Annotated in this window: 28 protein-coding genes; 10 read left to right on the top strand and 18 right to left on the bottom strand. The window is 69.9% G+C overall.

Features of this window, described 5'->3' with window-relative positions; genetic code table 11:
• Nucleotides 1-22 precede the first annotated feature (22 nt).
• From hisI to hisD, 8 genes are read right to left on the bottom strand one after another with little or no spacing between them, the layout of a single operon-like run.
• Nucleotides 23-370 carry a phosphoribosyl-AMP cyclohydrolase gene (hisI, locus tag A5688_RS16300; RefSeq protein ID WP_067908311.1) on the bottom strand — a complete coding sequence of 116 codons (348 nt, stop codon included), beginning with the start codon at nt 368-370 and terminating at the stop codon, nt 23-25.
• Complete coding sequence (gene hisF / locus A5688_RS16295) at nt 367-1,155, bottom strand: imidazole glycerol phosphate synthase subunit HisF (RefSeq protein ID WP_067908314.1); 789 nt, start codon at nt 1,153-1,155, stop codon at nt 367-369. Before hisF ends, hisI begins: the two co-directional genes overlap by 4 nt.
• Nucleotides 1,155-1,955 carry an inositol monophosphatase family protein gene (locus A5688_RS16290; protein ID WP_067908317.1) on the bottom strand — a complete coding sequence of 267 codons (801 nt, stop codon included), beginning with the start codon at nt 1,953-1,955 and terminating at the stop codon, nt 1,155-1,157. The genes hisF and A5688_RS16290 overlap by 1 nt, the downstream gene beginning before the upstream one ends.
• Before the next feature lie 6 nt (nt 1,956-1,961).
• On the bottom strand, nt 1,962-2,732 hold the full coding sequence (gene priA, locus A5688_RS16285) for a bifunctional 1-(5-phosphoribosyl)-5-((5-phosphoribosylamino)methylideneamino)imidazole-4-carboxamide isomerase/phosphoribosylanthranilate isomerase PriA (protein ID WP_120312391.1): 771 nt from the start codon (nt 2,730-2,732) through the stop codon (nt 1,962-1,964).
• 40 nt (nt 2,733-2,772) lie between these two features.
• Complete coding sequence (hisH, locus tag A5688_RS16280) at nt 2,773-3,399, bottom strand: imidazole glycerol phosphate synthase subunit HisH (RefSeq protein ID WP_067828694.1); 627 nt, start codon at nt 3,397-3,399, stop codon at nt 2,773-2,775.
• Nucleotides 3,396-4,016, bottom strand: a complete 621-nt coding sequence (gene hisB / locus A5688_RS16275; RefSeq protein WP_067828696.1) for an imidazoleglycerol-phosphate dehydratase HisB — start codon at nt 4,014-4,016, stop codon at nt 3,396-3,398. The genes hisH and hisB overlap by 4 nt, the downstream gene beginning before the upstream one ends.
• Nucleotides 4,013-5,164 (bottom strand): histidinol-phosphate transaminase, encoded by a 1,152-nt coding sequence (locus A5688_RS16270; protein ID WP_067908321.1) that lies wholly within the window; start codon nt 5,162-5,164, stop codon nt 4,013-4,015. Before A5688_RS16270 ends, hisB begins: the two co-directional genes overlap by 4 nt.
• Nucleotides 5,161-6,519: a histidinol dehydrogenase gene (gene hisD, locus A5688_RS16265; protein WP_067908324.1), complete on the bottom strand. Its 1,359-nt coding sequence runs from the start codon at nt 6,517-6,519 to the stop codon at nt 5,161-5,163. Before hisD ends, A5688_RS16270 begins: the two co-directional genes overlap by 4 nt.
• Before the next feature lie 46 nt (nt 6,520-6,565).
• Between hisD and A5688_RS16260 the strand changes: the two genes are divergently transcribed.
• Nucleotides 6,566-6,988, top strand: a complete 423-nt coding sequence (locus tag A5688_RS16260; RefSeq protein WP_067908327.1) for a nitroreductase family deazaflavin-dependent oxidoreductase — start codon at nt 6,566-6,568, stop codon at nt 6,986-6,988.
• Between the two features lie 90 nt (nt 6,989-7,078).
• Here the strand turns inward: A5688_RS16260 and nadC are convergent, their stop codons facing one another.
• The 3 genes from nadC to nadA are packed head-to-tail and all read right to left on the bottom strand — an operon-like array spanning nt 7,079 to nt 10,565.
• Nucleotides 7,079-7,939: a carboxylating nicotinate-nucleotide diphosphorylase gene (gene nadC / locus A5688_RS16255; RefSeq protein ID WP_067828703.1), complete on the bottom strand. Its 861-nt coding sequence runs from the start codon at nt 7,937-7,939 to the stop codon at nt 7,079-7,081.
• Nucleotides 7,936-9,519, bottom strand: a complete 1,584-nt coding sequence (locus A5688_RS16250; protein WP_068268213.1) for an L-aspartate oxidase — start codon at nt 9,517-9,519, stop codon at nt 7,936-7,938. Before A5688_RS16250 ends, nadC begins: the two co-directional genes overlap by 4 nt.
• On the bottom strand, nt 9,516-10,565 hold the full coding sequence (gene nadA / locus A5688_RS16245; RefSeq protein WP_067828713.1) for a quinolinate synthase NadA: 1,050 nt from the start codon (nt 10,563-10,565) through the stop codon (nt 9,516-9,518). The genes A5688_RS16250 and nadA overlap by 4 nt, the downstream gene beginning before the upstream one ends.
• A gap of 46 nt (nt 10,566-10,611) precedes the next feature.
• On the opposite strand from nadA, the gene A5688_RS16240 reads away from it, so the two are divergent.
• Both A5688_RS16240 and A5688_RS16235 read left to right on the top strand, forming a co-directional pair.
• Nucleotides 10,612-11,337 carry an NUDIX hydrolase gene (locus A5688_RS16240; protein WP_067828716.1) on the top strand — a complete coding sequence of 242 codons (726 nt, stop codon included), beginning with the start codon at nt 10,612-10,614 and terminating at the stop codon, nt 11,335-11,337.
• A gap of 163 nt (nt 11,338-11,500) precedes the next feature.
• Entirely contained in the window at nt 11,501-12,841 is a 1,341-nt protein-coding gene (locus A5688_RS16235) for a lipase family protein (RefSeq protein ID WP_067908134.1), read from the top strand.
• Here A5688_RS16235 and A5688_RS16230 read toward each other — a convergent pair.
• From A5688_RS16230 to bioB, 3 genes are read right to left on the bottom strand one after another with little or no spacing between them, the layout of a single operon-like run.
• Entirely contained in the window at nt 12,836-13,453 is a 618-nt protein-coding gene (locus A5688_RS16230; RefSeq protein ID WP_067828906.1) for a DUF2567 domain-containing protein, read from the bottom strand. The genes A5688_RS16235 and A5688_RS16230 overlap by 6 nt on opposite strands.
• A gap of 50 nt (nt 13,454-13,503) precedes the next feature.
• A complete protein-coding gene (locus A5688_RS16225; RefSeq protein ID WP_067828719.1) occupies nt 13,504-13,731 on the bottom strand; it encodes a hypothetical protein in 228 nt (75 codons plus the stop codon).
• A gap of 31 nt (nt 13,732-13,762) precedes the next feature.
• Nucleotides 13,763-14,800 carry a biotin synthase BioB gene (bioB, locus tag A5688_RS16220; RefSeq protein ID WP_067828722.1) on the bottom strand — a complete coding sequence of 346 codons (1,038 nt, stop codon included), beginning with the start codon at nt 14,798-14,800 and terminating at the stop codon, nt 13,763-13,765.
• Between the two features lie 137 nt (nt 14,801-14,937).
• On the opposite strand from bioB, the gene A5688_RS16215 reads away from it, so the two are divergent.
• The 4 genes from A5688_RS16215 to A5688_RS16200 all read left to right on the top strand — a co-directional run bounded on the left by A5688_RS16215 (nt 14,938) and on the right by A5688_RS16200 (nt 18,800).
• Nucleotides 14,938-15,126, top strand: coding sequence for a hypothetical protein (locus tag A5688_RS16215; protein ID WP_067828725.1), 189 nt, complete (start codon nt 14,938-14,940; stop codon nt 15,124-15,126).
• A gap of 113 nt (nt 15,127-15,239) precedes the next feature.
• Entirely contained in the window at nt 15,240-17,072 is a 1,833-nt protein-coding gene (locus tag A5688_RS16210) for a hypothetical protein (protein ID WP_067908140.1), read from the top strand.
• Between the two features lie 4 nt (nt 17,073-17,076).
• Entirely contained in the window at nt 17,077-17,439 is a 363-nt protein-coding gene (locus A5688_RS16205; protein ID WP_067828727.1) for a hypothetical protein, read from the top strand.
• Nucleotides 17,436-18,800 carry a hypothetical protein gene (locus A5688_RS16200; protein WP_067828729.1) on the top strand — a complete coding sequence of 455 codons (1,365 nt, stop codon included), beginning with the start codon at nt 17,436-17,438 and terminating at the stop codon, nt 18,798-18,800. The genes A5688_RS16205 and A5688_RS16200 overlap by 4 nt, the downstream gene beginning before the upstream one ends.
• A gap of 30 nt (nt 18,801-18,830) precedes the next feature.
• Here the strand turns inward: A5688_RS16200 and A5688_RS16195 are convergent, their stop codons facing one another.
• The 4 genes from A5688_RS16195 to A5688_RS16180 form a co-directional block, all read right to left on the bottom strand.
• Entirely contained in the window at nt 18,831-19,343 is a 513-nt protein-coding gene (locus tag A5688_RS16195) for a 2'-5' RNA ligase family protein (RefSeq protein WP_067828731.1), read from the bottom strand.
• Nucleotides 19,343-20,023: a dethiobiotin synthase gene (gene bioD / locus A5688_RS16190; protein ID WP_067828741.1), complete on the bottom strand. Its 681-nt coding sequence runs from the start codon at nt 20,021-20,023 to the stop codon at nt 19,343-19,345. The genes A5688_RS16195 and bioD overlap by 1 nt, the downstream gene beginning before the upstream one ends.
• Nucleotides 20,024-20,032: 9 nt before the next feature.
• Nucleotides 20,033-21,178 carry an 8-amino-7-oxononanoate synthase gene (locus tag A5688_RS16185; RefSeq protein WP_067828743.1) on the bottom strand — a complete coding sequence of 382 codons (1,146 nt, stop codon included), beginning with the start codon at nt 21,176-21,178 and terminating at the stop codon, nt 20,033-20,035.
• A gap of 61 nt (nt 21,179-21,239) precedes the next feature.
• Nucleotides 21,240-22,544 carry an adenosylmethionine--8-amino-7-oxononanoate transaminase gene (locus tag A5688_RS16180; RefSeq protein ID WP_067908131.1) on the bottom strand — a complete coding sequence of 435 codons (1,305 nt, stop codon included), beginning with the start codon at nt 22,542-22,544 and terminating at the stop codon, nt 21,240-21,242.
• A gap of 62 nt (nt 22,545-22,606) precedes the next feature.
• Between A5688_RS16180 and A5688_RS16175 the strand changes: the two genes are divergently transcribed.
• From A5688_RS16175 to A5688_RS16165, 3 genes are all read left to right on the top strand, one after another.
• Entirely contained in the window at nt 22,607-23,074 is a 468-nt protein-coding gene (locus A5688_RS16175) for a hypothetical protein (protein ID WP_067828746.1), read from the top strand.
• 339 nt (nt 23,075-23,413) lie between these two features.
• Nucleotides 23,414-24,178, top strand: coding sequence for an NlpC/P60 family peptidoglycan-binding protein RipD (gene ripD, locus A5688_RS16170; RefSeq protein ID WP_067908128.1), 765 nt, complete (start codon nt 23,414-23,416; stop codon nt 24,176-24,178).
• A 147-nt stretch (nt 24,179-24,325) separates the two neighbouring features.
• Nucleotides 24,326-26,494 (top strand): acyltransferase family protein, encoded by a 2,169-nt coding sequence (locus tag A5688_RS16165; RefSeq protein WP_067908124.1) that lies wholly within the window; start codon nt 24,326-24,328, stop codon nt 26,492-26,494.
• Nucleotides 26,495-26,521: the final 27 nt, after the last annotated feature.

Raw genomic sequence — 26,521 nt, 5'->3', positions numbered from 1 at the left:
TGACCGCGGACCGACCGGCGGGTCAGCGCTCCGGTGGCAGCAGCACGTCCGCGTCGAAGCAGCTGTGGTCGCCGGTGTGGCAGGCCCCACCGACCTGGTCGACAGTCAGCAGCACGGTATCGCCGTCGCAGTCCAGTCGCACCGAGTGGACGTACTGGGTGTGACCCGACGTCGCCCCCTTGATCCACTGCTGGCCGCGTGACCGCGAAAAGTAGGTCGCCTCACGGGTTTCCAGCGTTCGGGCCAGCGCCGCGTCATCCATCCAGGCGACCATCAGCACATCACCACTGCCGCGCTCCTGGACGACGGCGGCGAACAGGCCGTCGCCGTTGCGCTTCAGCCGCGCGCCGATCTCGGGGTCGAGCGTCATCGCACGGTGATCCCTTCCGCTGCCATGGCGGCCTTCACCTGCCCGATGGTCAACTCCCGGAAGTGGAACACGCTGGCCGCCAGCACGGCATCGGCGCCCGCCGCGATCGCGGGCGCGAAGTGTTCGGCCGCACCGGCTCCGCCGCTGGCGATGACCGGCACCGTGACCGCCGAGCGCACCGCCTGCAGCATCTCCAAGTCGAATCCGGCCTTGGTGCCGTCGGCATCCATCGAGTTCAGCAGGATCTCCCCCACCCCCAAATCGGCTCCGCGCGAAGCCCATTCGACCGCGTCAAGCCCGGTGCCGCGGCGCCCGCCATGGGTGGTGACCTCCCAACCCGACGGTGTGGGCACCGCGCCGGGGGGCACCGTGCGGGCATCGACCGACAGCACGATGCACTGGGAACCGAACTGCCGCGCCATCTCGGCCAGCAGCTCGGGCCGGGCGATCGCGGCGGTGTTGATGGAGACCTTGTCGGCGCCCGCCCGCAGCAATACGTCGACGTCGGCCACGGTGCGCACCCCGCCGCCGACGGTCAGCGGGATGAAGACCTGCTCCGCCGTGCGGCGCACCACATCGAGCATGGTGGTCCGACCCGACGACGACGCCGTCACGTCGAGAAAGGTGAGCTCGTCCGCGCCCTCGGCGTCATACGCGGCCGCAAGTTCCACGGGATCGCCTGCATCGCGGAGGTTTTCGAAATTGACTCCCTTGACCACCCGGCCGTTGTCGACGTCCAGGCACGGGATCACGCGCACCGCAAGGCCGCTGGGATTCGGGGCCATCAGTAGTCCTCCGGTCGGCCCGTGCTGCGCAGGATTTCGAGGATCTCGGCGTGTGCGGCGGGACCGGCCGCCAGCGCGGAATCCGACGCCGGAGTCCACGGCTCACCGGCCAGGTCGGTCACCAGCCCGCCGGCGGCCTGGACCAGCGCGACGCCGGCGGCATGGTCCCACACGTGACCGCCGAAACTTATTGCCGCACCGAGTATTCCGTCGGCGACGAAGGCGAGGTCAAGCCCGGTGGAGCCGTGGATGCGCAAACGCGACGAGACCCGGCTGAGGTTCTCCAGCACCGCCATCCGGTAGCGTCCCGGGAACCGGCCCCGCGCGTCCGCGCTGAACGATCCGGCGCCGACCAGGGCGTCGGCCAGGTCGATCGAGCTCAGCGGCGGCTGCGGCACCCCGTTCTTGCGCAACGGCCCACCCGCCACCGCCGTGTAGCGCTGGTCGATGAACGGCAGCCAGGTCAGTCCGGCCACCGGGTCACCATGGTGCAACAGACCCAGCAGGATGCCGGCCATCGGCGAGCCGGCCGCGTAGTTGAACGTGCCGTCGACCGGGTCGAGCACCCACACCCAGGGCGAGTCGACCGCCGAACCGCCGAATTCCTCGCCGTGCACCCCGATCCCGGTCGCCTCGACGAGCGCGGCGACCACCTGCCGCTCGATCGCGAGGTCCACGTCGGTGGCAAAGTCGTTGCCCTTCTTGCGGACCGCGGAATCGGCGCGGTGACCGGCAAGAAAGGGTTCGGCCGCGTCGTCGAGGATCGCCGACGCCTGCGCCACCAGCGTGTGCACGTCCATGCGGTGCTACTCCGCCACCGCGGCCAGCGCCTGCGGCAAGGTAAATCGCCCCGCGTAGAGGGCCTTGCCCACGATGGCGCCCTCGACCCCGCGGTCGGTGAGGGTGGCGATGGCGCGCAGGTCGTCGAGGCTGGACACGCCGCCGGAGGCGATCACCGGGGCGTCGGTGCGGTCGGCGACCGATGCCAGCAGGTCCAGGTTGGGACCGCCCAGCGTGCCGTCCTTGGTCACGTCGGTCACCACGAACCGCGAACACCCTTGCCCATCAAGGCGTTCCAGTACCTCCCACAGGTCGCCGCCGTCGGTTTCCCAGCCCCGACCGCGCAGCCGATGCGCACCGTCGACGATCTGCACGTCCAGACCCACGGCGACCTTGTCGCCGTGCTCGCTGATCGCGCGGGCGCACCACTGCGGGTTCTCCAGGGCCGCCGTGCCCAGGTTCACCCGGGCGCAGCCGGTGGCCAGGGCGGCGGCCAGCGAATCGTCGTCGCGGATCCCGCCGGACAGCTCCACCTGCACGTCGAGCTTGCCGACCACCTCGGCCAGCAGTTCGCGGTTGGAGCCGCGCCCGAACGCCGCGTCCAGGTCGACCAGATGGATCCATTCGGCGCCGTCGCGCTGCCAGGTCAGCGCGGCGTCCAGGGCCGACCCGTATTCGGTTTCACTGCCCGCCTTGCCCTGCACCAGGCGCACGGCACGGCCGTCGACCACGTCGACCGCGGGCAACAAAATCAACACGTTTTCTCCTTTGCGTCGAGACTGCAACTGGCGACGCATCCTCTCGAAGTTTGCGTAATGGAATACAGTTTCGCGAAGGTCATCCCAGGGCCTGGACCCAATTGCTCAACACGGCCGCGCCGGCATCCCCGCTCTTTTCCGGGTGGAATTGGGTGGCCGACAGCGGCCCGTCCTCAACCGCCGCCAGAAACGGGCCCTCATGGGCGGCCCATGTCAGCACCGCGTCGGGCGAACCCTCCCACTGCTGGGCGGCGTAGGAGTGCACGAAGTAGAACCGGGTGTCGGCGTCGAGTCCCTTGAACAGCACGGTGCCAGGCCCGGATTCGACGACGTTCCAGCCCATGTGCGGAATGACCGGCGCCTGCAGTCGCGTCACGTACCCCGGCCACTGACCGCATCCCTCGGTTTCCACACTGAATTCGACGCCGCGGGCGAACAGGATCTGCATCCCGACGCAGACGCCCAGCACCGGGCGCCCGGCGGCGACCCGTTCGGCGATGATGCGGTCCCCGCCGATGTTGCGCAGCCCCGTCATGCAGGCCTCGTAGGCACCGACGCCTGGCACCACCAGTCCGTCGGCGGCCGCCGCGGCGCCCGCGTCGCCCGTCACCTCGACCGACGCACCGACCCGCTCGAGCGCACGCTGCGCCGACCGCAGGTTGCCCGAGCCGTAATCAAGGACAACTACTTTTTTTGATGCCGTCACAGAACCCCTTTGGTGGAGGGCACATCCGAGACCCGAGGGTCGGACTCGACCGCCTGACGCAGCGCGCGGGCAACCGCCTTGTACTGCGCTTCGGTGATGTGGTGCGGGTCGCGTCCGTACAGGACCCGCACGTGCAGGGCGATGCGCGCGTTCATGGCCAGCGATTCGAACACGTGCCGGTTGATGACGGTGTGATACGGCACCGAATTGCCGGCAATGGTGGTGTGCTGCAAATGATCCGGCTCCCCGCTGTGCACACAGTAGGGACGGCCGGACACGTCGACCGCGGCGTGGGCCAGGGTTTCGTCCATCGGGATGAAGGCGTCGCCGAACCGGCGGATGCCGCGTTTGTCGCCCAGGGCCTGGCCGAGCGCCTGCCCCAGAGCGATGGCGGTGTCCTCGATGGTGTGGTGGCCCTCGATTTCGACGTCGCCCTTGGTGCGCACGGTCAGGTCGAAACTGGCGTGACTGCCCAGGGCGGTGAGCATGTGGTCGTAGAACGGCACACCGGTGTCGATGTCGACCTGGCCGGTGCCGTCGAGGTCGAGTTCGACGACGATGTCGGATTCCTTGGTGCGGCGCTCGATGCGCGCACGGCGGGTAGCGGTCGCTGTCACGGTGCTCCTACGGGGCTGGGGGAAACGGAGGCCAGTTCGGTGGCGGCGACCTGGGCGCTGGCGCGCAGGAAGGCGTCGTTCTCCTCGGCCAGTCCGGTCGTGGCGCGCAGGTAGCCGGGGATGCCGACGTCGCGGATCAACACCCCGGCGTCCAGATAGCGTTGCCAGGCGGCCGGCGCGTCGGCGAATTCGCCGAACAGCACGAAGTTCGCGTCGCTGGGAATCACCCGAAAACCCATGCCGGCCAAGGCCGCTGAGACCCGCTCGCGTTCGGCGATCAGTGTCGCCACGCTGCCCAGCGTGTCATCGGCGTGCCGCAGCGCGGCGCGTGCGGCGGCCTGGGTGAGCGACGACAGGTGATACGGCAACCGCACCAGCAGCATCGCGTCGATCAGCGCCGGGGTGGCGATCAGGTAGCCCAGCCGCCCCCCGGCGAAGGCGAACGCCTTGCTCATGGTGCGCGAGACGATGAGCTTGGTCGGATACTCCCCCACCAGCTCGACCGCGCTGGGCTGCGAGGAGAATTCGCCGTAAGCCTCATCGACGATCAGGATGCCGGGCACCACGTCGAGCAGCCGCCGCAGGTCTGGCAGCGAAACACTCTGCCCGGACGGGTTGTTGGGGCTGGCGATGAACACGACGTCGGGGTTGCGGTCGGTGATGGCGGCCACCGCGGTATCGACGTCCAGGCTGAAGTCGTCGGCCCGGGCGGCGTGCAGCCATTCGGTGCGGGTGGCGTCGGAGATGATCGGGTGCATCGAGTAGGACGGGACGAACCCGATCGCGGTGCGTCCCGGCCCGCCGAACGCCTGCAGCAACTGCTGCAGGATCTCGTTGGAACCGTTTGCCGCCCAGAGGTTTTCGACTCCGAGCGGGACGCCGGTCTGGGCGCTCAGGTAGGCGGCCAGGTCGGCGCGCAGGGCGACCGCGTCGCGGTCGGGGTAGCGGTGCAGGTCCGCGGCCGCCTCGCTCACCGAGCGCACCACGTCGTCCATTAGCGCCTGGCTGGGCGGGTGCGGGTTCTCGTTGGTGTTCAGCCGGACCGGGACGTCCAATTGCGGTGCGCCGTAGGGCGATTTGCCGCGCAGGTCGTCGCGCAGCGGCAGGTCATCAAGTGTCGGCTGGGGCGTGGGCCTCTCGGTCGTCATCGCTCGAACCTCCGCCGCACCGCTTCGCCGTGTGACGGCAGATCTTCGGCCTCGGCCAGCGCGATCACGTGTCCGGACACGTCTTTGAGGGCCGCCTCGGTGTAGTCGACGACGTGGATGCCGCGCAGGAAGGTCTGCACGGACAGGCCGCTGGAATGCCGGGCGCTGCCCGCGGTCGGCAGCACGTGGTTTGATCCGGCGCAGTAGTCGCCGAGGCTGACCGGTGCATACGGGCCGACGAAAATGGCTCCGGCCGAACGGATTCGGCCCGCGATGGCGGCCGCATCGACGGTCTGGATCTCCAGATGCTCGGCCGCGTAGGCGTTGACGACCTGCACGCCGGCGTCCAGGTCGTCGACCAGGATGATCGCCGACTGCCGTCCACCGAGCGCGGCCGTCACCCGCTCGCGGTGCACCGTCGTCTGCAGCTGGGCGGCCAGCTCTGCGTCGGTGGCGGCGGCCAGGTCCGCGCTGGGGGTGACCAGCACGCTGCCCGCCATCTCGTCGTGCTCGGCCTGGCTGATCAGGTCGGCGGCCACGTGCGCCGGGTCGGCGGTGTGGTCGGCCAGGATGGCGATCTCCGTCGGCCCGGCTTCGGCGTCGATCCCGACCCGCGACCGGCACAGCCGCTTGGCGGCGGTGACGTAGATGTTGCCGGGCCCGGTGATCATGTCGACGGGCGCCAGGTCGGCGCCGTCGAGGTCGGTGCCGCCGTAGGCCAGCAGCGCCACCGCCTGCGCGCCGCCCACGGCCCATACCTCGTCGACCCCCAGCAGCCGGGCGGCGGCCAGGATCGTCGGGTGCGGCAGGCCTTCGAACTGGCCCCGCCCTCGGACCTGCGGTGGGCTGGCCACCACCAGCGAGGCGACGCCGGCGGCCTGGGCCGGCACCACGTTCATCACCACGCTGGACGGGTAGACGGCGTTGCCGCCGGGCACGTAGAGACCCACCCGCTCGACCGGGACCCATCGCTCGGTGACCGTCGCGCCCGGGCCCAGGGTGGTGGTGACGTCGGTGCGACGCTGGTCGGCGTGCACGGCGCGGGTGCGTTCGATCATCACCCGCAGCGCGTCGGCCACGCCCGCGTCCAGTTCCGCCAGGGCCTTCTCCAGCGCGGCCTCGGGCACCCGGACGGCCGGGGGCCGGACCCCGTCGAAGGTGGCGCCGAACTCCAGCGCCGCTTCGGCGCCGCGCTCGGCGACGGCCTGCACGATCGGCCGCACCTTGGGCAGCACCGTCTCCACGTCGGCGCCGCCGCGGGGCAACGCGGCCCGCAATCGGGCAGCCGTCAGCTCGGTGCCCCGCAGGTCGATATGGGCCATCGGCGACGGTTGGGTGGCGCTCACGGTGTCCATTGTCCCAGAGGAACTCAAGTCAATATCCGGCCGGTACAGTGCGGTCATGTCCAAACAGGATCATCCCAACAACGCGCCGGGCGTCCCGATGGTCTTTCCGGTCTGGTTCGAGAACCTTCAGGTTAAGTACCTGAATTCGGCTATCAAGCCGATCGCGCGTTTTCTGCCCGGCACCGCGACCATCAAGCACCGGGGCCGCACCTCCGGCACGTCGTACGAGACCATCATCACCCCCTATCGCAAGGGACAGGTGCTGGCGATCGCCCTGGGCCACGGCAAGACGAACTGGGTCAAGAACGTCCTGGCCGCCGGCGAAGCCGACGTGCAGTTCAGCCGCAACCGCGTGGTGCATATCACCAACCCGCGAATACTGCCCGCCGGCACCGAGGGCCCCGAGGCCGAACGCCTGCCGCGGATGGCACGCATGCAGCTGCGCCGGATCGGTGTATTCGTCGGCGACATCGCCTGACTCGTCACGCTCGTTCGCGAGACTGCAACTGGCGACGCATCGCCCGAGTGGTGGCGTCGGTAGTTACAGTCTCGCGGCTAAAACGAAGGGCTACATATCGAGGCCGACGTCGAGCACCCGAACCGAATGGGTCAGGGCGCCGACGGCCAGGTAGTCCACCCCGGTCCCGGCGTAGGCGGCCGCGTTCTCCAGGCTGAGGCCGCCCGAGGACTCCAGCAGCACGCCGGGTGCGCGCGCATCGCGGCGCTGCACGGCCATCTGCGTCTGCCACACCGGGAAGTTGTCCAGCAGGATCAGTTCGGGCTTCTCGGGCAGCACCTCATCCAGCTGCTCGAGTGAATCCACTTCCACCTCGCACGGCAGCTCCGGCGCCGCGTCGCGCACGGCCCGCAGCGCGTCGAGCACCGATCCCGCGGCCACCACGTGGTTGTCCTTGATCAGGGCCGCGTCGCCGAGCCCGAGGCGGTGGTTGACGCCGCCACCGACCCGCACCGCGTATTTCTGCAACACCCGCAGGCCGGGCAGGGTTTTGCGGGTGTCGCGCACCTGGGCCTTGGTGCCGTGCACGGCGGCCACCCAGTGCGCGGTCGCGGTAGCGATCCCCGACAGATGGCAGATCAGGTTCAGCATGGTCCGCTCGGCGGTCAGCAGGCCGCGCGTCTCGGCCCGCAGGGTCAGCACCGACTCGCCCGGCTCCACGTGGGCCCCGTCCTCGACGCGGTCGACCACCTCGTAGCCGCCGGCGCCCACCACCTCGTCGAGCACCAGCAACGCGATGTCGATGCCGGCGATCACGCCGGGCTGGCGGGGCACCAGCGCGGCGGTCGCCACCGCCTCGGCGGGCACCGTCGCCAGGGTGGTGATGTCGGGCCCGTAGCGCAGGTCCTCGACCAGGCCGCGCCGAATGGTTTCCCGCGCGGCGGTCAGCTCACAGTCGGACATCGTGGTCATACGACCGCCGCCAGACCCTCCACCAGCACCGCATTCTGGTCGTCGCCGACCAGGCGCAGCACGTTGCTGCGCCCCAGCTCGGACGCGGTCTGCGGATATTCCTCGCGATGGTGGCAGCCCCGGCTCTCGTCGCGGGCCAGGGCGGCGGCCGTGACCGCGCGGGCGGCGACGGCCAGCGCGACGTCCTCGAAGTCGCGGCGACCGGACAACGCGCGGGTCTTCGCCTGCGACAGCATGGTGGACAGCCGGTTCAGTCCGGCGGCGTCGCGCACCACCGAAGCGTCCCGGCTCATCGCTCGCTGCAGTTCAGCGCGCTCCGGCGCGGCGTGGATGACAGGTTCGGGCGCGACCGCGTGAACACGCCCGGTCGCCCCCGCATGCGCGGCCGCCAGTTTGCCGGCCCGCCCGCCGACCACCAGGCCTTCCAGCAGGCTGTTGGAGGCCAGCCGGTTGGCGCCATGCAGTCCGGTGCGCGCCACCTCGCCCGCGGCGAACAGCCCGGGAAGCTCGGTTTGGCCGTACGCATCGGTGACGATGCCACCGCAGCTGTAGTGCGCCCCGGGGACAACGGGAATGGGTTGCCGGACGGGATCGACGCCCGCGGCCCGGCAGGCGGCCGTCACGGTCGGGAACCGGCGGGCGAAGTCGCCGATGTGGCGCGCGTCGAGGAAGACGCAGGCGTCGCCGGTGGCCTTCAGCCGGGCGTCGATGGCGGCGGCGACGACGTCACGCGGCGCAAGATCCCCCATCGGGTGCACACCGGCGGTCACCGAATCACCTTGCCGGTCAATCAGTTTCGCGCCCTCACCGCGGATGGCCTCGGTGACCAGCGGGCGCCGCCCACCGACGGCATCGGGGGCGAAGAGCATGGTGGGATGGAACTGAATGAACTCGAGATCGCTGACCGCGACACCGGCCCACAGGCCCAACGCGATGCCGTCGCCGGTGGAGCCCTCGGGGTTGGTGGTCGCGCCGTACAGGTGCCCGAGGCCGCCGGAGGCCAGGATTACCGACGGCGCGCTGATGATTCCGTATCCATCCGGGGTGCCCACCAGGACGCCGGTCACGGCCGCGCCGTCGTGCAGGATCCGCAGCGCCACATGGCCGGTGCGGATGTCCAGCCTGCGCGCCGCGTGGTCGAGGGCCCGCTGCACCTCCGCACCGGTGGCGTCGCCACCGGCATGCACGATGCGGCGCCGCGAGTGTCCGCCTTCGCGCGTCAGCGCCCACCTGCCCGGGGCGGCTTCGTCGAATCGCGCTCCCTCACCGACCAATTCGGCGACGGCCGCGTAGCCGTCGGCGACGATGGAGTAGACCGCCTGGGGATCGCACAGACCCGCGCCCGCGACCACGGTGTCGGCGACATGGGCCTCCACCGAGTCGTCGTTGTCCGGCAGCACCACCGCGATGCCGCCCTGCGCGTAGTGCGTCGCGGTCGCCCCGCCAGCCTGATCGGCCTTGCTCAGCACGACGACGCCGCGGCCGGCGCGATGGGCGGCCAGCGCGGCGGCCAATCCCGCAACACCGGTGCCGATGACGACGACGTCGGCGCTGTGCGTCCACTGGGGACGGGCGATCATTCGCCACCGCCCGGCTGCCCGATCGCGATCATTCGCTGAACGCTGCGCCGGCCGGCGGCGGCGACGTCGGGGTCGACGTGGACCTCGTCGGCCCCGTCGACCAGGCAGCGCAGCAGGGCCGCCGGGGTGATCATCTTCATGAACTTGCAGGACGCGCGGTCGTTGACCGCGCGGAAGTCGACTTGCGGTGCGGCCCGGCGCAATTGATACAACATGCCGACCTCGGTGGCCACCAGGACCTTGCGTGCGTTGGTCTGGGCGGCGGCGTCCAGCATGCCGCCGGTGGACAGGATCTTCACCCGGTCCGGCGGGAAGGCCCCCTCGCCCGCGAGATACAGGGCCGAAGTGGCGCAACCGCATTCGGGGTGCACGAAGAGCTCGGCGTCCGGATTCGCGCGGGCCTGGTCGTTGAGCTCGTCGCCGTTGATCCCGGCGTGTACATGGCATTCGCCGGCCCACACGTGCAGGTTCTCGCGGCCCGTCATCCGGCGGACGTGGGCGCCGAGGAACTGATCCGGGCAGAACAACACCTCGCGGTCCGGGTCGATGGACTCGACCACCTCGACGGCGTTGGACGAGGTGCAGCAGATGTCGGTGAGCGCCTTCACCGCGGCGGTGGTGTTGACGTAGGAGACGACGACCGCGCCGGGGTGTTCGTCCTTCCAGGCGCGTAGGTCGTCGGCGGTGATGGAATCGGCCAGCGAGCATCCGGCACGCTGGTCCGGGATGAGCACGGTCTTGTCGGGGCTCAGGATCTTGGCGGTCTCGGCCATGAAGTGCACCCCGCAGAACACGATGGTGTCCTCGGGCGCCTCGGCCGCGATCCGCGACAGCGCCAGGGAGTCGCCCACGTGGTCGGCGACGTCCTGGATCTCGGGCAGCTGATAGTTGTGCGCCAGCACGGTGGCGCCGCGCAGCTTCGCCAGGCGGCGAACCTCGGCGGCCCATTGCTCATCACCGGCCACACCGGCGTAGCCGGTGGGTGAATTGGTGATGTCGGCGACCATGCTTTCGGCGAGCGTGTCCATGCGATTGATAACCGTCATGGCGGCTCCTTTCAGCCCAGGAGGTTTTCGACTTATAATCGAAAACATGGCCCATGGTAGCACCGCCCACGAAGTGCTCGCGGTCGTGTTCCAGGTTCGCGACGTGGCCGGCCAGGTTACGAAGGGACACCACACGGCGAAACCGCAGCTGAACGTGCTGTTATGGCAACGCGCCAAAAATCCGCAACAGGGCACGTGGTCACTGCCCGGCGGGCAGCTGCGCAACGACGAGGACATGATCACCTCGGTACGGCGCCAGCTCGCCGAGAAGGTCGATCTCAAAGAGCTGGCTCACCTGGAACAGCTCGCGGTGTTCTCCGACCCGCAGCGGGTGCCCGACACCCGCATGATCGCGTCCACCTTCCTGGGCCTGGTGCCCTCCCCCGCCAGCCCCGAGCTGCCGCCGGACACCCGCTGGCATCCGGTGAACTCCCTGCCCCCGATGGCCTTCGACCACGGTCAGATGGTCGAGAACGCCCGCACCAGGCTGATCGCCAAACTGTCCTACACCAATATCGGCTTCGCTTTGGCGCCAAGGGAATTCGCGCTCTCCACGCTGCGCGACATCTACGGCGCCGCGCTGGGGTATCAGGTCGACGCGACGAACCTGCAACGAGTGCTGGCGCGGCGCGGTGTCATCACGGCGACCGGCACCATCGCGCAATCCGGCCGCAGCGGCGGACGTCCCGCCGCGCTGTATCGGTTCACCGACGCGGCGCTGCGCGTCACCGACGAATTCGCCGCGCTCAAGCCGCCGGGACCGGCAGGCTAGGCTTGGCGAACTGCGTCTTCGGGTAGACGCCTAGGACGACTCGTTTTTAGTGGCGCATCTGACCCTCCTGGTGTGACAAGAAATCGCTCACAGTGCGGCGATTACGTTTTGGTTACCTGCCGTTCGTGCGCGAGAATGCCGGGTGGCCACGAAGGGAGCCTCAATGGCTGAGCTCGGCAACCTGGCAGGCACGCAGGGCGCGGAATGGATCGCCCGCCCGCCGCACGAGGAACTGCAGCGCAAGGTGCGTCCGCTGCTGCCCTCGGACGACCCGTTCTACCAGCCGCCGCTGGGCTTCCAGCACGCCGAGCCCGGGACGGTGCTGCGCTCGCGCGACGTCGAGCTGGCGTTCCTCGGCCTCATCCCCCAGCCCGTCAAGGCCGTCCAGCTGCTGTACCGGACCATGGACATGAACGGCGAGCCGGAGGCCACCGCCACGACCGTGATCGTCCCCGCCGAAATCGCTTCGGGCCGGCCGTGCCCGCTGCTGTCGTACCAGTGCGCGATCGACGCCGTCTCGTCGCGCTGTTTCCCGTCCTACGCGCTGCGGCGCAGGGCGAAGGCGCTGGGCGCCATCGGCCAGTTCGAGTTCTTCCTGATCGCCGCGGCCGTCGCCGAGGGGTGGGCCGTCTCGGTGCCCGACCACGAGGGTCTGCGCGGCCTGTGGGGCGCCCCGTACGAGCCCGGCTACCGCGTCCTGGACGGCATCCGGGCCGCTCGGAATTCGGAGCGCCTCGGCATTTCGGCCCCCGGCCCCGTCGGGCTGTGGGGGTACTCGGGCGGCGGGCTGGCCAGCGCGTGGGCCGCCGAAATGTGCGCCGAGTACGCGCCCGAACTCGACATCGTCGGCGCGGTGCTGGGCTCACCCGTCGGGGACCTGGGCAACACCTTCCGCCGGCTCAACGGCGGCTTCCTGTCGGGGCTTCCGGCGCTGGTGGTGGCCGCGCTCGCGCACATCTATCCCGACCTGGACCGGCTGATCAGGGAGCACTCCAACGAGGAGGGGCGGGCCCTGCTCGACTCGCTCGAGAAGATGACGACGGTTGAGGCCGTCGTGCGGATGGCCGGCAAGAACATGGGCGACTTCCTCGACCAGCCGCTCGAGCAGATCCTGTCCACCCCGGAGATCACCTACGTCTTCGACCACATCAAGCTGGGTGCGGCCGTCCCGACGCCACCGGTGCTGATTGTCCAGGCCGTGCACGACTACCTGATCGACGTCCACGACATCGACGCGCTCGCCCACGCGTATTCGTCCGGCGGCGCGCGGGTCACCTACCATCGCGACGCCTTCAACGAGCACATGATGCTGCATCCGCTGTCGGCGCCGATGACGCTGCGCTGGCTGACGGATCGCTTCGAGGGCCGCCCGCTGACCGAGCACCTGGTGCGAACCACCTGGCCGACGATGTTCAACCCGATGACCTACGTCGGCATGGCCCGCCTGCTGAAGATCGCGGCCAAGGTCGTCACGGGCCGCAAGATCGGCCGCCGCCCGCTATGACACGGGCGCTTCCGCGGCGCCGCCGCCCTGCACCGGCAGCGCATCGGAAGGCCTAGGCTCGCGCGGAAGCGCACCCAGGTCGTCACGGGCGTCCGCGGCCGCACGCACGGCATAGACCAGAGCCGCGATACCGGCCGGCCACAGCAGGCCCACCGCGATCTGCAGCGGACCGTGCGAGAAGAACACCGGCGGCGCCTGCGTGACGTACGCGACCGACGGGCTTTTCGTCAGGGGTACCGCGTCGAAGTCCAGGGCGCCGTAGCTCAGCCGGACCAGCCCGGCGCCCACCGCGGCGGCCGCGGCGGCGGCCGCCACCATGCCGCTCGACAGGGCGATCACCATTCCCGGCCCGCGGTGCTCGCGCCACTGCCACGCCCCCACCGACGCCACGATCGCCAGCACGGTCAGCAGCCCCAGCATCAGCGCCGGTGCGACGAAGAAGTGCTCGGATTCGTTGCCCAGATAGTCATGAACCCGCTCGCCCGAGCGGGTGAGCGCCACCACGGCGCGAATCGGCGGTGCGATCCACGCCCACAGCCCGCCGATCGCCAGGCCGGTCGCCGCCGATCCCAGGGCCACGATCAGGAGCGCGCGGGTCCGCGTCCGGCGCAAGGCGGCGTCCGGCGCGGCGGCATCCGCGGCGGCGGTCTCGGGTTGCTCGGTCAACGCTGCGTCTCCAGATCCGCGGAATCGGCCTCGCCGTGCCTCGAGCAGCGCGCTCGCCAGCCGTCGGGGCGGACCTGCACCACCATCCGGCGGCCGCACGCCGCGCAGAACCGGGGAGGCTCAAGACCCAACTGAGCGGCTGTCGGCACTGCGGTGCCCCCTAGTTCCCCGGTGTAGACGTTGTAGACGCCGGCGCTGACCACAGCGCCCAGATCGCCAACCACCAGTCTCCAACCCTAGCCGCGGTTAGCCGGTCTACAAGCTGGCGTTGAGCCCCTTGAGGGGCATCTGCAGGTCGTCGAGCAACTCCAGGTCGGATTCGGCCGGACGACCCAGGGTGGTCAGGTAGTTACCGACGATCACGGCGTTGATGCCGCCCAAAATGCCCTTCTTGGCACCCAGATCGCCCAGGGTGATCTCGCGGCCGCCGGCGAACCGCAGCATGGTGCGCGGCAGCGCCAGACGGAAGGCGGCCACCGACTTCAGCGCCTCGGTCGCCGGCATCACCTCGAGGTCGCCGAACGGGGTGCCGGGCCGCGGGTTCAGGAAGTTCAGCGGCACCTCGTCGGGACCGAGTTCGGCCAGCTCGGCGGCGAATTCCGCGCGCTGCTCGAGCGTCTCGCCCATGCCGAGGATGCCGCCGCAGCAGACCTCCATGCCGGCGTCGCGGACCATCGACAACGTCTCCCAACGCTCCTCCCAGCTGTGGGTGGTGACGACGTTGGTGAAGAACGAGCGCGCGGTCTCGAGGTTGTGGTTATAGCGGTGCACACCCATCTCGGAAAGCTGCTCGACCTGCTCGGCCGTCAGCATCCCCAGCGAGCAGGCGATGTTGATCTCGACCTCGTTGCGGATCGCTTCGATGCCGGCCGCGACCTGGGCCAGCAGCCGCTCGTCGGGGCCGCGCACCGCGGCCACGATGCAGAATTCGGTGGCGCCGGACTTGGCGGTCTGTTTGGCCGCCTCGACCAGGCTGGGAATGTCCAGCCGGGCGCTGCGTACCGGCGACGCGAACAGGCCCGACTGCGAGCAGAAGTGGCAGTCCTCCGGGCAGCCGCCGGTCTTCAGGCTGATGATGCCCTCGACCTCGACCTCGGGACCGCACCAGCGCATCCGCACCTCGTGGGCCAGCGCCAGCAGCTCGTCGAGCCGGTCGTCGGGCAGTTGCAGCACCCGCAGCACCTGGTCCCGGCTCAATCCCTGGCCGCCCTCCAGCACCTGCTGCCGGGCCACCGCCAAGATGTCCTCGTCGTTGCCGGTATCGGCCGTCGGTCGAGTTGCCGCTTGAGTCACCAGGTGCTCCCCTGCCTCTTTCTTGTGCCCGCGCGCGGGGACACATCTGCCACGTGGTGATGGCAGCCCGAATGAAAAGGTGTTCAAAGTAGGGTAACGGCCGAAGGACACGGCCTATCTATGGGTATACGACCACAGTGACTCCGCACGTCGAATTCCTGGCGCACCACTACCTCCTGCTGGCGGCGCCGGCGTTCCTGCCTGCGGTGATCGTCGTCGGAGTGGTCTTGTACATCGCGCTGCGCGACCGCCGCGAAGGCCGCGGCGCCGCGGGTTCGCGCACCGACGCTTCCCGGTCCGACACGCCCGACAAACAGCGTGATTGACGAGCCCCCGATCGGGGCATTAAACAAACAATCGCGAACCTACTTGACAGTAATAAGCGGTTGACTTCACTCGGATCCTCCGGGGCAGCCCGGCGCGGTTGGGAGGCACGACGATGCGGTCGAATGAACTGACGATTGTTGCCGAGGCACCGGCACGCGGTGCGGGACTGAATCAGGTGATCGGGCTCTCGATCGCCGCGGTGGTGATCACCCTGCTGTTGCTGTGGGTGGGTTACGCCCACCGCACCCATCGCATCCGGTGGCTGACCCGCGCCGCCGACAAGATGGGCGAGAAATTCCACCGGCCCGGTTGGGTCGCCTTGCCGGTTCTGGTCTTCACCACATCGATCATCTGCGCGCTGTTCGGGTTCATCTGGGACGTCAGTTGGCACATCGGCAACGGCCGCGACCCGGGCCCGCTGGCCAACCCGGCGCACTACTTCATCATCATCGGATTGTTCGGCATCTTCCTGGGCGGCATGACGGCGGTGGTGCTGCCGTTCGACAAGCCCGGCCCGGCGGCGGTGCGGATCACGCAGAACTGGCACGCACCGGTCGGCGGCGTGCTGATGGCCGGCTGCGGGCTGTACGCGATGATCGGTTTCCCGCTCGACGACATCTGGCACCGCATCTTCGGCCAGGATGTAACCCTTTGGGGTCCAACACATTTGATGATGATCGGCGGCGCCTGCTTTTCGCTGTTCGCGGTGCTGATGCTGGAACGCGAGGGTGAGGCCGAGGAAGGCCCGGACGTCTATCACGGCGCCTTCATCACTTTTTTGCGCTACCTGTCCTTCGGCGGGTTGTTCATCGGCTTGTCGGTCTATCAGATCGAGTTCGACTTCGGCGTCCCGCAATTCCGCCTGGTGCTGCAGCCCATGCTGATCGCCGGCGCGGCGGCCTTGGCGGCGGTCGCCGCCCGCACCACCATGGGGCGAGGGGCGGCCGTCATCGCTGCCGTGTTCGCCATCGCCCTGCGCGGCGGTGTCGCTCTGTTGGTCGGCCCGATCCTCGGGGCCCCTATCAACTGGTTCCCGTTGTACCTCGGCCCCGCGCTGGCGGTCGAGCTGATCGCCTTGACCCCGCTTTTCAAGCGCCCCATCGTGTTCGGCGCCGTCGCGGGCCTGGGCGTGGGCACGGTCGGACTGTGGCTGGAGTCGCTGTGGATCGCGACGGTGTACCACTACCCCTGGCCGATGCGCATGTGGGGCGAGGCCCTGGCGATGGCGGTGCCGGTCGCGGTGCTGATGGGTGTGTGCGGCGCCCTGTTCGGAATGGTGCTTACCGGCCAACGCCTGCCAGCCCGCCGCGTCGGCATCTCCGTCATCGTCGCCACAGTGCTCGTGATCGGCGGCGCGGTGGCCAACGGCCTGCACATCCTGGTGCCGGGCCAGAACAACGCCACCATCACGTTGACCGATCTGCCCAGTACACCGGGGCAGCGCATGGTGTCGGCCGACGTCCAACTCCGACCCGCCGACATGGTCAGCGATCACCCGGACTGGTTGACGATCCTGTCCTGGCAGGGGCGAATGAATAACGAGCGCGGCCTGGTCATCGACCGGCTCGCCAAGATCGGGCCCGGGCACTACCGGTCCACCCAGCCGGTTCCGGTGTGGGGCGATTGGAAGACCCTGCTGCGGGTGCAGGACGGCCGCACGATGACGGCCGTGCCGATCTGGGAACCGGCGGACGCCGCCATTCCGGCCCCCGAGGTTCCCGCGCTGGCATCGAGCACGCGGCCGTTCGTCCTGGAAGTCACCATCCTGCAGCGCGAGCGCGACCAGGGCGCGCCGACCTGGTTGTTCACCGCCGGCGGCATCGTTGTGCTGTTCCTGACGCTGATGGTGATCGCCGGTTTGACGTGGGGTGCGGGCCGGCTCAACAACTCCATCGCCGAGCCCGAACCCGTCGAGGACAGGCGACCGATCCCCCGGGCGGCGTGAGCCCATGACACTTCGCGGCACTCTCCATGCGGCGTGGGTGGCGGCGCTGGTCTGCGGCCTGGTCGGCTGCGGCGGTTCCACCGGCAAGTCCCCGGCCGCTCCGCTGACGATCGACGTGACCATCGCCAACGGGCAGGTCACGCCCACCAACGCCACGCTGCAGGCCAAGGTGCATCAGCAGATCACCCTGCACGTGACCAGCGACGTCACCGACGAGCTGCACGTGCATTCGACACCCGATCACAAGTTCCAGGTCGCGGCCGCGCCCAACCAGACGTTCGGATTCGCCGTCGACGTGCCCGGCAACGTCGCGGTGGAGCTGCACCATCTGGACCGCACCGTCGCCACCATCCAAGTGCAGCCGTGAGCTCCGCCGCCGCGGCGGTGGTGCTCGCGCACGGTCTCGGTGGGTCCGGTGACCTTCCGGTGCCCTACGCCTACGCGATGGTCGGGGCGGCCTGGGCACTGACCTTCACGTTCGCCCTGGTGGCGTTCGCGTGGCGACGGCCCCGATTCGATCCGCTCAAGCCCGGTCGGCCCCTGCCGACGGCGCTGACGACGTTCGTCGACTCCCGGGTGACCCGCTGGTCGGCCGCCGCGCTGGCCCTGGTGGTCGCGGCGTGGGCGGTGGCGGCCGGGATCTGGGGCCCCGAATCGGAGTCGAACGCGCTGCTCGGCGCGTTCTACGTGCTGCTCTGGGTGGGCCTGGTGGCGCTGTCCCTCGCGATCGGGCCGGTGTGGCGGGTGATTTCGCCGATGCGCACGCTCTATCTGCTGCTGCGGCGCGTCACCCCGGAGCGGCTCGGCCGGCCGCGGCTGTCCTACCCCGAAGGCTGGGGCTATCGGCCCGCCGCGGCGGGACTGTTCGCCTTCGTCTGGATGGAGCTGGCCAGCCCGAACCCGGCGGCGCTGCCCTGGGTCAGGACGTGGATAGCCGGCTACGCGGTGCTGATGCTGGTCGGCGCGTGGCTGTGCGGACAGCGCTGGCTGGCCCGCGCCGACCCGTTCGGCGTGTACAGCATGGCCGTCTCCCGGCTCTCGCCGTTTCGGCGCAACCCGCACACCGGGAAGATCGTGGCCGGAAACCCGCTCGACCATCTGCCGTCGCTGCCGGTGCGGCCGGGCGTCGTGCTGCTGCTGGCGGTGCTGCTCGGGTCGACGGCCTTCGACAGTTTCTCGTCGTCGCCGACGTGGCGCGGGTTCTCCGATCAGCTCACCCGCGAATTCGGTGCGCCGCCGACGGTGGCGTCGTCGGCGCTGCGCACGGTCGGCGTGATGGTCTTCATTGGCGTTGTGGCAGTGACCTTTTCACTCGCGGCACGCGCCACCGGCGGTGTCAGCCGCGAGCAGCGCCGCGCATTGCCCGGCGAGATGGCGCATTCGCTGATCCCGATCGTGGTGGGCTACATCTTCGCGCACTACCTGTCCTACCTGGTGGAGCGCGGCCAGCAGGCGGTGTTCGCGCTGGCCGACCCGTTCGGCCACGGGTGGAACCTGCTCGGCCTGGCACATCTGCACGTCGCCTACGTCTTGTCCATGCATCCGCCCGTGCTGGCCGCGGTCAAGGTGACCTGCGTGGTCACCGGACACATCGTCGCGGTGATCGCGGCCCACGACAAAGCCCTGCGGTTGCTGCCCGCCGGCCATCAGCTCACCGGCCAGTTGACGATGATGCTGGTGATGGTCGGCTACACCTTCACCGGTTTGTATCTGCTCTTCGGGGGCTAATCGCCGATGGTGGCGACCCGCCGCGCCCCACTAACCCGCGATTGGGTGCTCGACCTTCTTGTTGCCGTCCCAGCGGCGCAAGCCCGCGAAGCTGCCGTCGATCTGGGCGGGCCGACCCGCGATGCGCAGCGCCCGACCGAGCTGGGCGCCGCCGACGCGCCGCGCCATCGTGACATGCGCGGTCCACTGACCGGGCAGGCTGTTGGGCATCGGCCCCGGCGTCAGATGCGGACCGCACACGCGATGCACCCGGGCGTGCAGCGCCAACAGCTCGCCGGTCGGCACCACCAGCCGCGCGAAAACCGGGGTGGCGCGGCCGAACAGCACCGGCGCACCGACGAGGCAGCGCAGCGGCAGCAGCTCGCTCACCGGGATCAGCAGCTCGTCGACGTCGGCGGCGATGCCATCGGCGACGGCCAGCGTCACGTGGGGCCGGCTGGCCGGTGCCTGACTGGGAATTCCGGCCTCGGCCAACGCTTTCCAGATGTCCCGGATCGCCGCCTCGGTGTCGGGATCGAAGACCAGCTCGATGGAGTGGACCATCAGCCGACCAGCGAGGTGACCCAGTCGCGGTCGAATGCCTGGGCACACAGCGTCGCGAACTCGGCGGCGCCCAGCGACGCCGCCCCGTCCGGCAGCGCGGCGCGCACCGCGGCGAGCCGGGCCAGCGCGGTCCGATTCGTCGTCTCCACCACCCCCGGCCGCCGGGGCCAGCTGCCGATGACCAGCCCCGCACACGAAAGATCATGCGCGGCAAGCGATTCCAGGGTAAGCGCGGTGTGGTTGAGGGTGCCCAGTGACGGAGCGACCACGACCAGCACCGCGGCGTCCAGCGCGGCGGCGAGATCGCGTGCGGTGACACCGTTTTCGCCGAGTTCGACCAGCAGTCCCCCGGCGCCCTCGACCAGCGTCAGCCGCCCCGGCCGGTCCAGCTCCCCGATGAGCGCCAGCAGCTGCTCGCGGGTGGGCAGCGGCATTCCGGCCGCCTGCGCGGCGGCCACCGGCGCCAGCGGCTGCGGATACCGGCCCAGCCCGGCCAGCTCGGTCACCCCGGACAGCCGGGCCACCTCGGCGAGGTCGTCGTCGCCGTCGTCGGTGCCGGTCTGGACGGGTTTGCACACCGCCACGTCGATGCCGGCCTGACGGGCGTGACAGGCCAGCGCCGCGGTGACCACCGTCTTGCCGACCCCGGTGTCGGTGCCGGTGACGACGAGAACCGTCACCGGTGTGCCTCAACCAAGCCGGGCGAGCACATCGGTCAGCACCCGGCGCGCGACCTGCAGCTCGGCGTCGTCCAGCGACGCGCGCGCGGTCAGCCGCAGCCGCGACGTCCCGGCGGGCACGGTCGGGGGCCGGAAGCAGCCCACCCGCACGCCGGCGTCCAGGCAGGCCGTCGCGGCGGCCACCGCCACGTCCGGGTCGCCCAGGATCACCGAGACCACCGCCGACCGCGGTGTTTCGGCTACCCCGCAGGCCTCGGCCAGGATGGCGGCGTGGCGCAACACCGCTTCCGCCCGCCAGGGTTCGGCCCGCAGCACGGTCAGCGCGGCCCGCGCGGCGCCCACCGACGCCGGGGCCAGTCCGGTGTCGAAGATGAACGTGCGCGCGGCGTCGATGAGATGCGCCCGCACCGACGCCGGCCCGAGCACCGCACCGCCCTGACTGCCCAGCGCCTTGGACAGCGTGGTGGTCATGACCACGTCGGGCGCGCCGGTCAGCCCGGCCTCGTGCAGCAGCCCGCGCCCGCCGCCGCGCACCCCCAGACCGTGCGCCTCGTCGACGATGAGCAGGGCGTGGTGCCGGCGGCACACCTCGTGCAATTCCTGCAGCGGCGCCAGCGCGCCGTCGGTGCTGAACACCGACTCGGTGAGGACGACCGCGCGCTCCTCGTCGCGCGCCCGCAGCGCCGCCTCGACGGCACTGACGTCGCGATGCGGGGTCACCGCCACCCGCGCCCGCGACAGCCGGCAGGCGTCCACCAGCGAGGCGTGCGAGTACTCGTCGGAGACCAGCAGCGAACCCCGGCCCGACAGGCCGACGACAGCCCCCAGGTTGGCCGCGTAGCCGGAGGAGAACAGCAGCCCCGAGGCCGCGCCGACGTAATCGGCCAGCTCGGACTCGAACTGCTGGTGCAACTCGGTGTCGCCGGTGACCAGCCGGGACCCGGTCGCCCCGGCGCCCCACATGCGCAGCGCGGCGACCCCGCCGTCGATCACGTCCGGGTGTTGCGACAGGCCGAGGTAGTCGTTGGAGGCCAGGTCCAGCTCGGTGGCGACGGCGGGACGCGGCCGCAGTGAGCGACGCAACCCGGCCTCGCGGCGCTGGCGTTCCACCGCTTCCAGCCAGGCCAGCGGCGACGTCTCGATCGGTGCCCTCATCGGGGATCAGCCTAGTGGCGACCGCCAGCGCGGCGAAGTCGGGCGCAGTGGGTCGTCACAGTCAGCCAACGAGGCGGGCGACCTGCACCATCGCCGAGGTGATCTGCGAGATCTCAGCGGGCGTGCAGATGTAGGGCGGCATCGCGTAGATCAGGTTGCGAAACGGGCGCAGCCAGACGCCATGATCCAGCGCCGCCGGGGTGGCGACGGCCAGGTCGACCGGGCGCTCGCATTCGATCACACCGATCGCGCCGCACACCCGCACGTCGCGCACGCCGGGCAGTGCCCGGGCCGGCTCGAGCCCCGCCGCCAGGCCGGCGCCGATCTCGGCGACCCGCGAGCGCCAGTCCTGGCCGAGCAGCACCTCCACGCTGGCCACCGACACCGCGCAGGCCAGCGCGTTGGCCATGAACGTCGGACCGTGCATCAGCGCGCCGGCCTCACCGGTGCTGATGGTGTGGGCGATGTCGGTCGTGCACAAGGTGGCGGCCAGCGTGAGGTATCCCCCGGTCAGCGCCTTGCCGACGCACATGATGTCCGAGCTCACGCCGGCGTGGTCGGCGGCGAACAGCTCGCCTGTGCGGCCGAAGCCGGTGGCGATCTCGTCGAAAATCAGCAGCACCTCGTGCCGCCGGCAGATGTCACGCAGGTCGCGCAGGTATCGCGGGTCGTGGAAGCGCATGCCCCCGGCGCCCTGCACGACGGGCTCGACGATGACGGCGGCCAGCTCGGCGGCGTGCCGGGCCAGCTGTTGCTCGAACGCGGCGCTGTAGCCGGGGTCGTACTCGCGGGGCACCTGCGGCGCGAACACCTGCCGGGCCAGGATGTCGGTCCACAGCGAGTGCATGCCGCCGTCGGGGTCGCAGACGCTCATCGGCGTGAAGGTGTCGCCGTGGTAGCCGCCGCGCCAGGTCATCAGCCGGTGCTTGCCGGGCCGGTCGCGGCTGCGCCAGTACTGCAGCGCCATCTTGACGGCCACCTCGACCGACACCGATCCGGAGTCGCTGAAAAACACCGTCTCCAGCCCCGCCGGGGTGATGTCCACCAGCAGCTGGGCCAGCCGCGCCGCCGGCTCGTGGGTCAGCCCGCCGAACATGACGTGGTTCATCACACCGAGCTGCGCGGACAGGGCCGCGTCCAACACCGGGTGGCCGTGCCCGTGGATCGCGGTCCACCAGGAGCTCATGGCGTCGAGCGCCTCGATCGGCGTGCCGTCGCGGGCCAGGGTGAGCCAGGCGCCGCGGGCACCGACCGCCACCACGGGGGCGACGGATTCGGCGCCGATGGTGCTGTACGGATGCCACAGGTGCGCGGCGTCGATCGCGCTGATCTGCTCGGGCGTCAGCCCGGCCTTGGCCGCGGGCATAGTGATCGAGGGTAAAGCAGCCGATTCGCGCAAAACTCCGACGTCGGGAAGCATGGGACATCATGGCCCCGCCGCAGCAGTCCGACAGCGCAGCACCGGTACCCGAGGCCGGGCCCGGCTGGTCCAGGGACACGCACTATCCGCTGGTGGAGTACGACGACGAGGCGCCCCGGGTGATTCGGGTGCGGGTGGCGCCCTGGGACATCGCCTGCACCGTCGCGCTGCTGATCCTGCTCGCGGTGCTGGCGACGGCGACGACCTGGCCGACGCGGCTTTTCGGCTTCCTGGCGAACGTCTGCGAAGACGAAACCTGCGGGCCGGTCCCGTACGGGCTGGACCTGTACATCCACCCGGTGGTGTGGGGCGGCATCGGTGCGGCCATGACCGCGGCCATCATCGGACCGGTCGTTTCCCTGCTGAAGGGCTGGTACATGTCCTTCTGGCCGGTGCTGGCGCTGGCGCTGGTCATGGTCAGCTCGGTCGCCGGCTCGATGCTGACCATGTTCAGCGAACGCTATTGGCTGCTCTGAACGCACCGCTGCCGCCGCCTGGCGGAGACGCGATTTCGTAGCCAACTGAGACCGAAATCACAACTGCGCATACGGGATTCGGCGCGCCAGTCACCGTCCGGTCACGGTACGACAAAAAATCTCGCGCGCCCCTGGCGGCTAACAAATTCTGTTGTCAAAGTTGCTTGTGTGACTGATGTGAATACAGCGACCGACCGCTGATTCACTTCGCATGTGCCATGGACGGCGTTCGGCCCCAGCGTGGAGGCCATCGCCCGGCCATGAACCGGGGGCGGACGCGCGAGGTCACCGCGCCGAGGCCCATTGAGCGCCTGGAGAGGCCAGGGAAAGGCCAGAAACATGAAACGCATCTACGCCTTCGCGATCGGTTTGGCCCTGTTGGGGGCGCCGATGGTGGTTCCCACCATCGCGACCGCCGACCCGGGCGCCAGGTCGATGGACTATCAGCAGGCCACCGACGTGGTGATCGCCCGCGGTCTGTCGCAGCGCGGTGTGCCGTTCTCCTGGGCCGGTGGCGGCATCAACGGCCCCACCCGCGGCACCGGCACCGGCATCAACACCGTGGGTTTCGACGCCTCGGGCCTGATGCAGTACGCCTACGCCGGCGCCGGCATCAAGCTGCCGCGGTCGTCGGGCGCGATCTACCGGGTCGGCCAGAAGATCGCGCCGCAGCAGGCCCGCAAGGGCGACCTGATCTTCTACGGTCCCGAGGGCACCCAGAGCGTCGCGATGTACCTGGGCAACAACCAGATGCTCGAGGTCGGTGACGTCGTGCAGGTTTCGCCGGTGCGCGCCAACGGCATGACGCCGTACATGGTCCGGGTCCTCGGGGCCCCTTTGCAGCAAGTGCCGGCGCAGCAGGCGCCGCAACAGCTGCCCACCCAACAGGCGCCGCTGCAGCAGGCACCGACGCAGCAAGCCCCGCTGCAACAGTCGCCCTACCAGCAGACGCCGCAACAGCTGCCCACCCAGCAGGCGCCGCTGCAGCAGGCTCCGACGCAGCAAGCCCCGCTGCAGCAGTCGCCGTTCCAGCAAGCGCCCGTGCAGCAACTGCCCACGCAGCAGGCGCCGTTGCAGCCGACCGCCGCCGGCATCGGCGGGTAATCCCCCCGCCCGTTTTCCCGCCGTTCGACACGCCCGCCACTCGCTCCCCCGCCGCCCGGCGCGGCCGCTCGGCAACTCGCTGAGCAGCCTCCCCGCCGCGAGCTGACGGGAGCGGGTGGCGGGTCTTCGGTAAATTGACTGTCGATCATGCAGACCCTGTCACCGTCTCCTGCGCCGGACGCCACCGCCGATCCGGGCGCCGCGGTGATGCGCAAAACGGGGTCCCAGGGGTTCTATCGCTACGACCTGGACGGCCTGCGCGGCATCGCGATTGCTCTGGTCGCGGTCTTCCACATCTGGTTCGGCCGGGTCTCCGGCGGCGTGGACGTGTTCCTGGCGCTGTCCGGATTCTTCTTCGGCGGCAAGGTCATTCGCGCCGCGCTGAACCCGGACGTGACGTTGTCGCCGGTGTCCGAGGTGCTCCGGCTCATCCGACGGCTGGTTCCCGCCCTGGTCGTGGCGCTGGCCGGTTGCGCGGTGCTGACCATCCTGGTTCAGCCCGAGACGCGCTGGGAGACGTTCGCCGACCAGAGCCTGGCCAGCCTCGGCTACTACCAGAACTGGGAGCTGGCCAACACGGCCTCCGACTACCTGCGGGCGGGCGAGGCCGTCAGCCCGTTGCAGCACATCTGGTCGATGTCGGTTCAGGGCCAGTTCTACGTCAGTTTCCTGGTGTTGATCGCCGGCCTCGCCTACTTGTTCCGGCGGCCGCTGGGTGCCCGGCTGCGGGCCTTGTTCCTGGGGGTTCTGACCGCGTTGACGGTGGCGTCGTTCGTCTACGCGATCATCGCGCATCAGCAGGACCAGGCGGCCGCCTACTACGACAGCTTCGCGCGGGGCTGGGAGTTATTGCTGGGCGCCCTGGTTGGCGCGCTGGTGACCCGCATCCGCTGGCCCATGTGGTTGCGCACGGTGTTGGCCACGGTGGCGCTGGGCGCGGTGCTGTCCTGCGGGGCCCTGATCGACGGCGTGCAACAGTTCCCCGGGCCGTGGGCGCTGGTGCCGGTCGGCGCCGCCATGCTGATGATCCTTGTCGGAGCCAACCTGCAGGGCGGTCGCGGCACCGGTGACCGGCTGCCGCTGCCCAATCGGCTGTTGGCGACGCGCCCGCTGGTGGAGCTTGGCGCGATGGCGTACGCGCTATACCTGTGGCACTGGCCGTTGCTCATCTTTTGGCTGTCCTACAGCGGCCACAAGCACGCCGGCTTCGTCGAGGGCGCGGTGCTGCTGCTGGTGTCCGGGGTGCTGGCCTATCTGACCAACCGGCTCGTCGAGGATCCGCTGCGCTACCGCGCATCCTCGAAACCGGCGCCCGCGCCGACCGTTCCGCGGCTGACGCGCCTGGCCCGGCCGACGATGGCGCTGGGATCGGCCGTCGTGCTGCTGGGCGTGACGCTGACCGCGACCTCGTTCACGTGGCGTCAGCACGTCACGGTCCTGCGGTCGGCCGGCAAGGAACTCAGCGTCCTGAACCCGCAGGACTATCCCGGCGCGCGGGCCCTCACCGAACACGTGCGGGTGCCCGCGTTGCCCATGCGGCCCTCGGTCCTGGAGGTCAAACAAGACCTGCCCGCCACGACGCGGGACGGGTGCATCAGCGACTTCGTCAACCCGACGGTGGTCAACTGCACCTACGGCGATGTGGCCGCCGACCGGACCATCGCGCTGGCGGGTGGGTCCCATGCCGAGCACTGGTTGCCCGCGCTGGACATCCTGGGCAAGCTGCACCACTTCAAGGTCGTGACGTACCTGAAGATGGGCTGCCCGCTGTCGACCGAGCAGGTCCCGCTGATCATGGGCAACAACGCCCCCTACCCGCAATGCCGGGAGTGGGTACAACGCACCATGACCAAACTGGTCACCGACCGGCCGGACTACGTCTTCACCACCACCACCCGGCCGTGGAACATCAAGAGCGGCGATGTGATGCCCGCCACCTATATCGGGATCTGGCAAACGTTGTCCGACAACAACATTCCCATTCTCGGCATGCGGGACACGCCATGGCTGGTGAAGAACGGCCAACCGTTCGACCCGGCGGACTGCCTTGCCAAACGGGGCGGCACCGCGCAGTCCTGCGCGATCAAGCGCTCCGACATGCTCTCCGACCGCAACCAGACGCTCGACTTCGTCGCACAGTTCCCCCAGCTCAAGGTGCTCGACATGTCGGACGCGATCTGCCGCACCGACGTGTGCCGCCCGGTCGAGGGAAACATCTTGATCTATCACGGCGCCCACCACCTGACCCCCACCTACGTGCGGACCATGGCACCCGAATTGGGCCGCCAGATCGCCGAGGCCACCGGCTGGTGGTGACCCTTCTTACTACCTGACCGCTAACCC

It is taken from the genome of Mycobacterium mantenii (assembly GCF_001667865.1).
Classification (GTDB): Bacteria; Actinomycetota; Actinomycetes; order Mycobacteriales; family Mycobacteriaceae; genus Mycobacterium; species Mycobacterium mantenii_A.
This window is presented reverse-complemented; position numbering and strand designations above follow the sequence as displayed.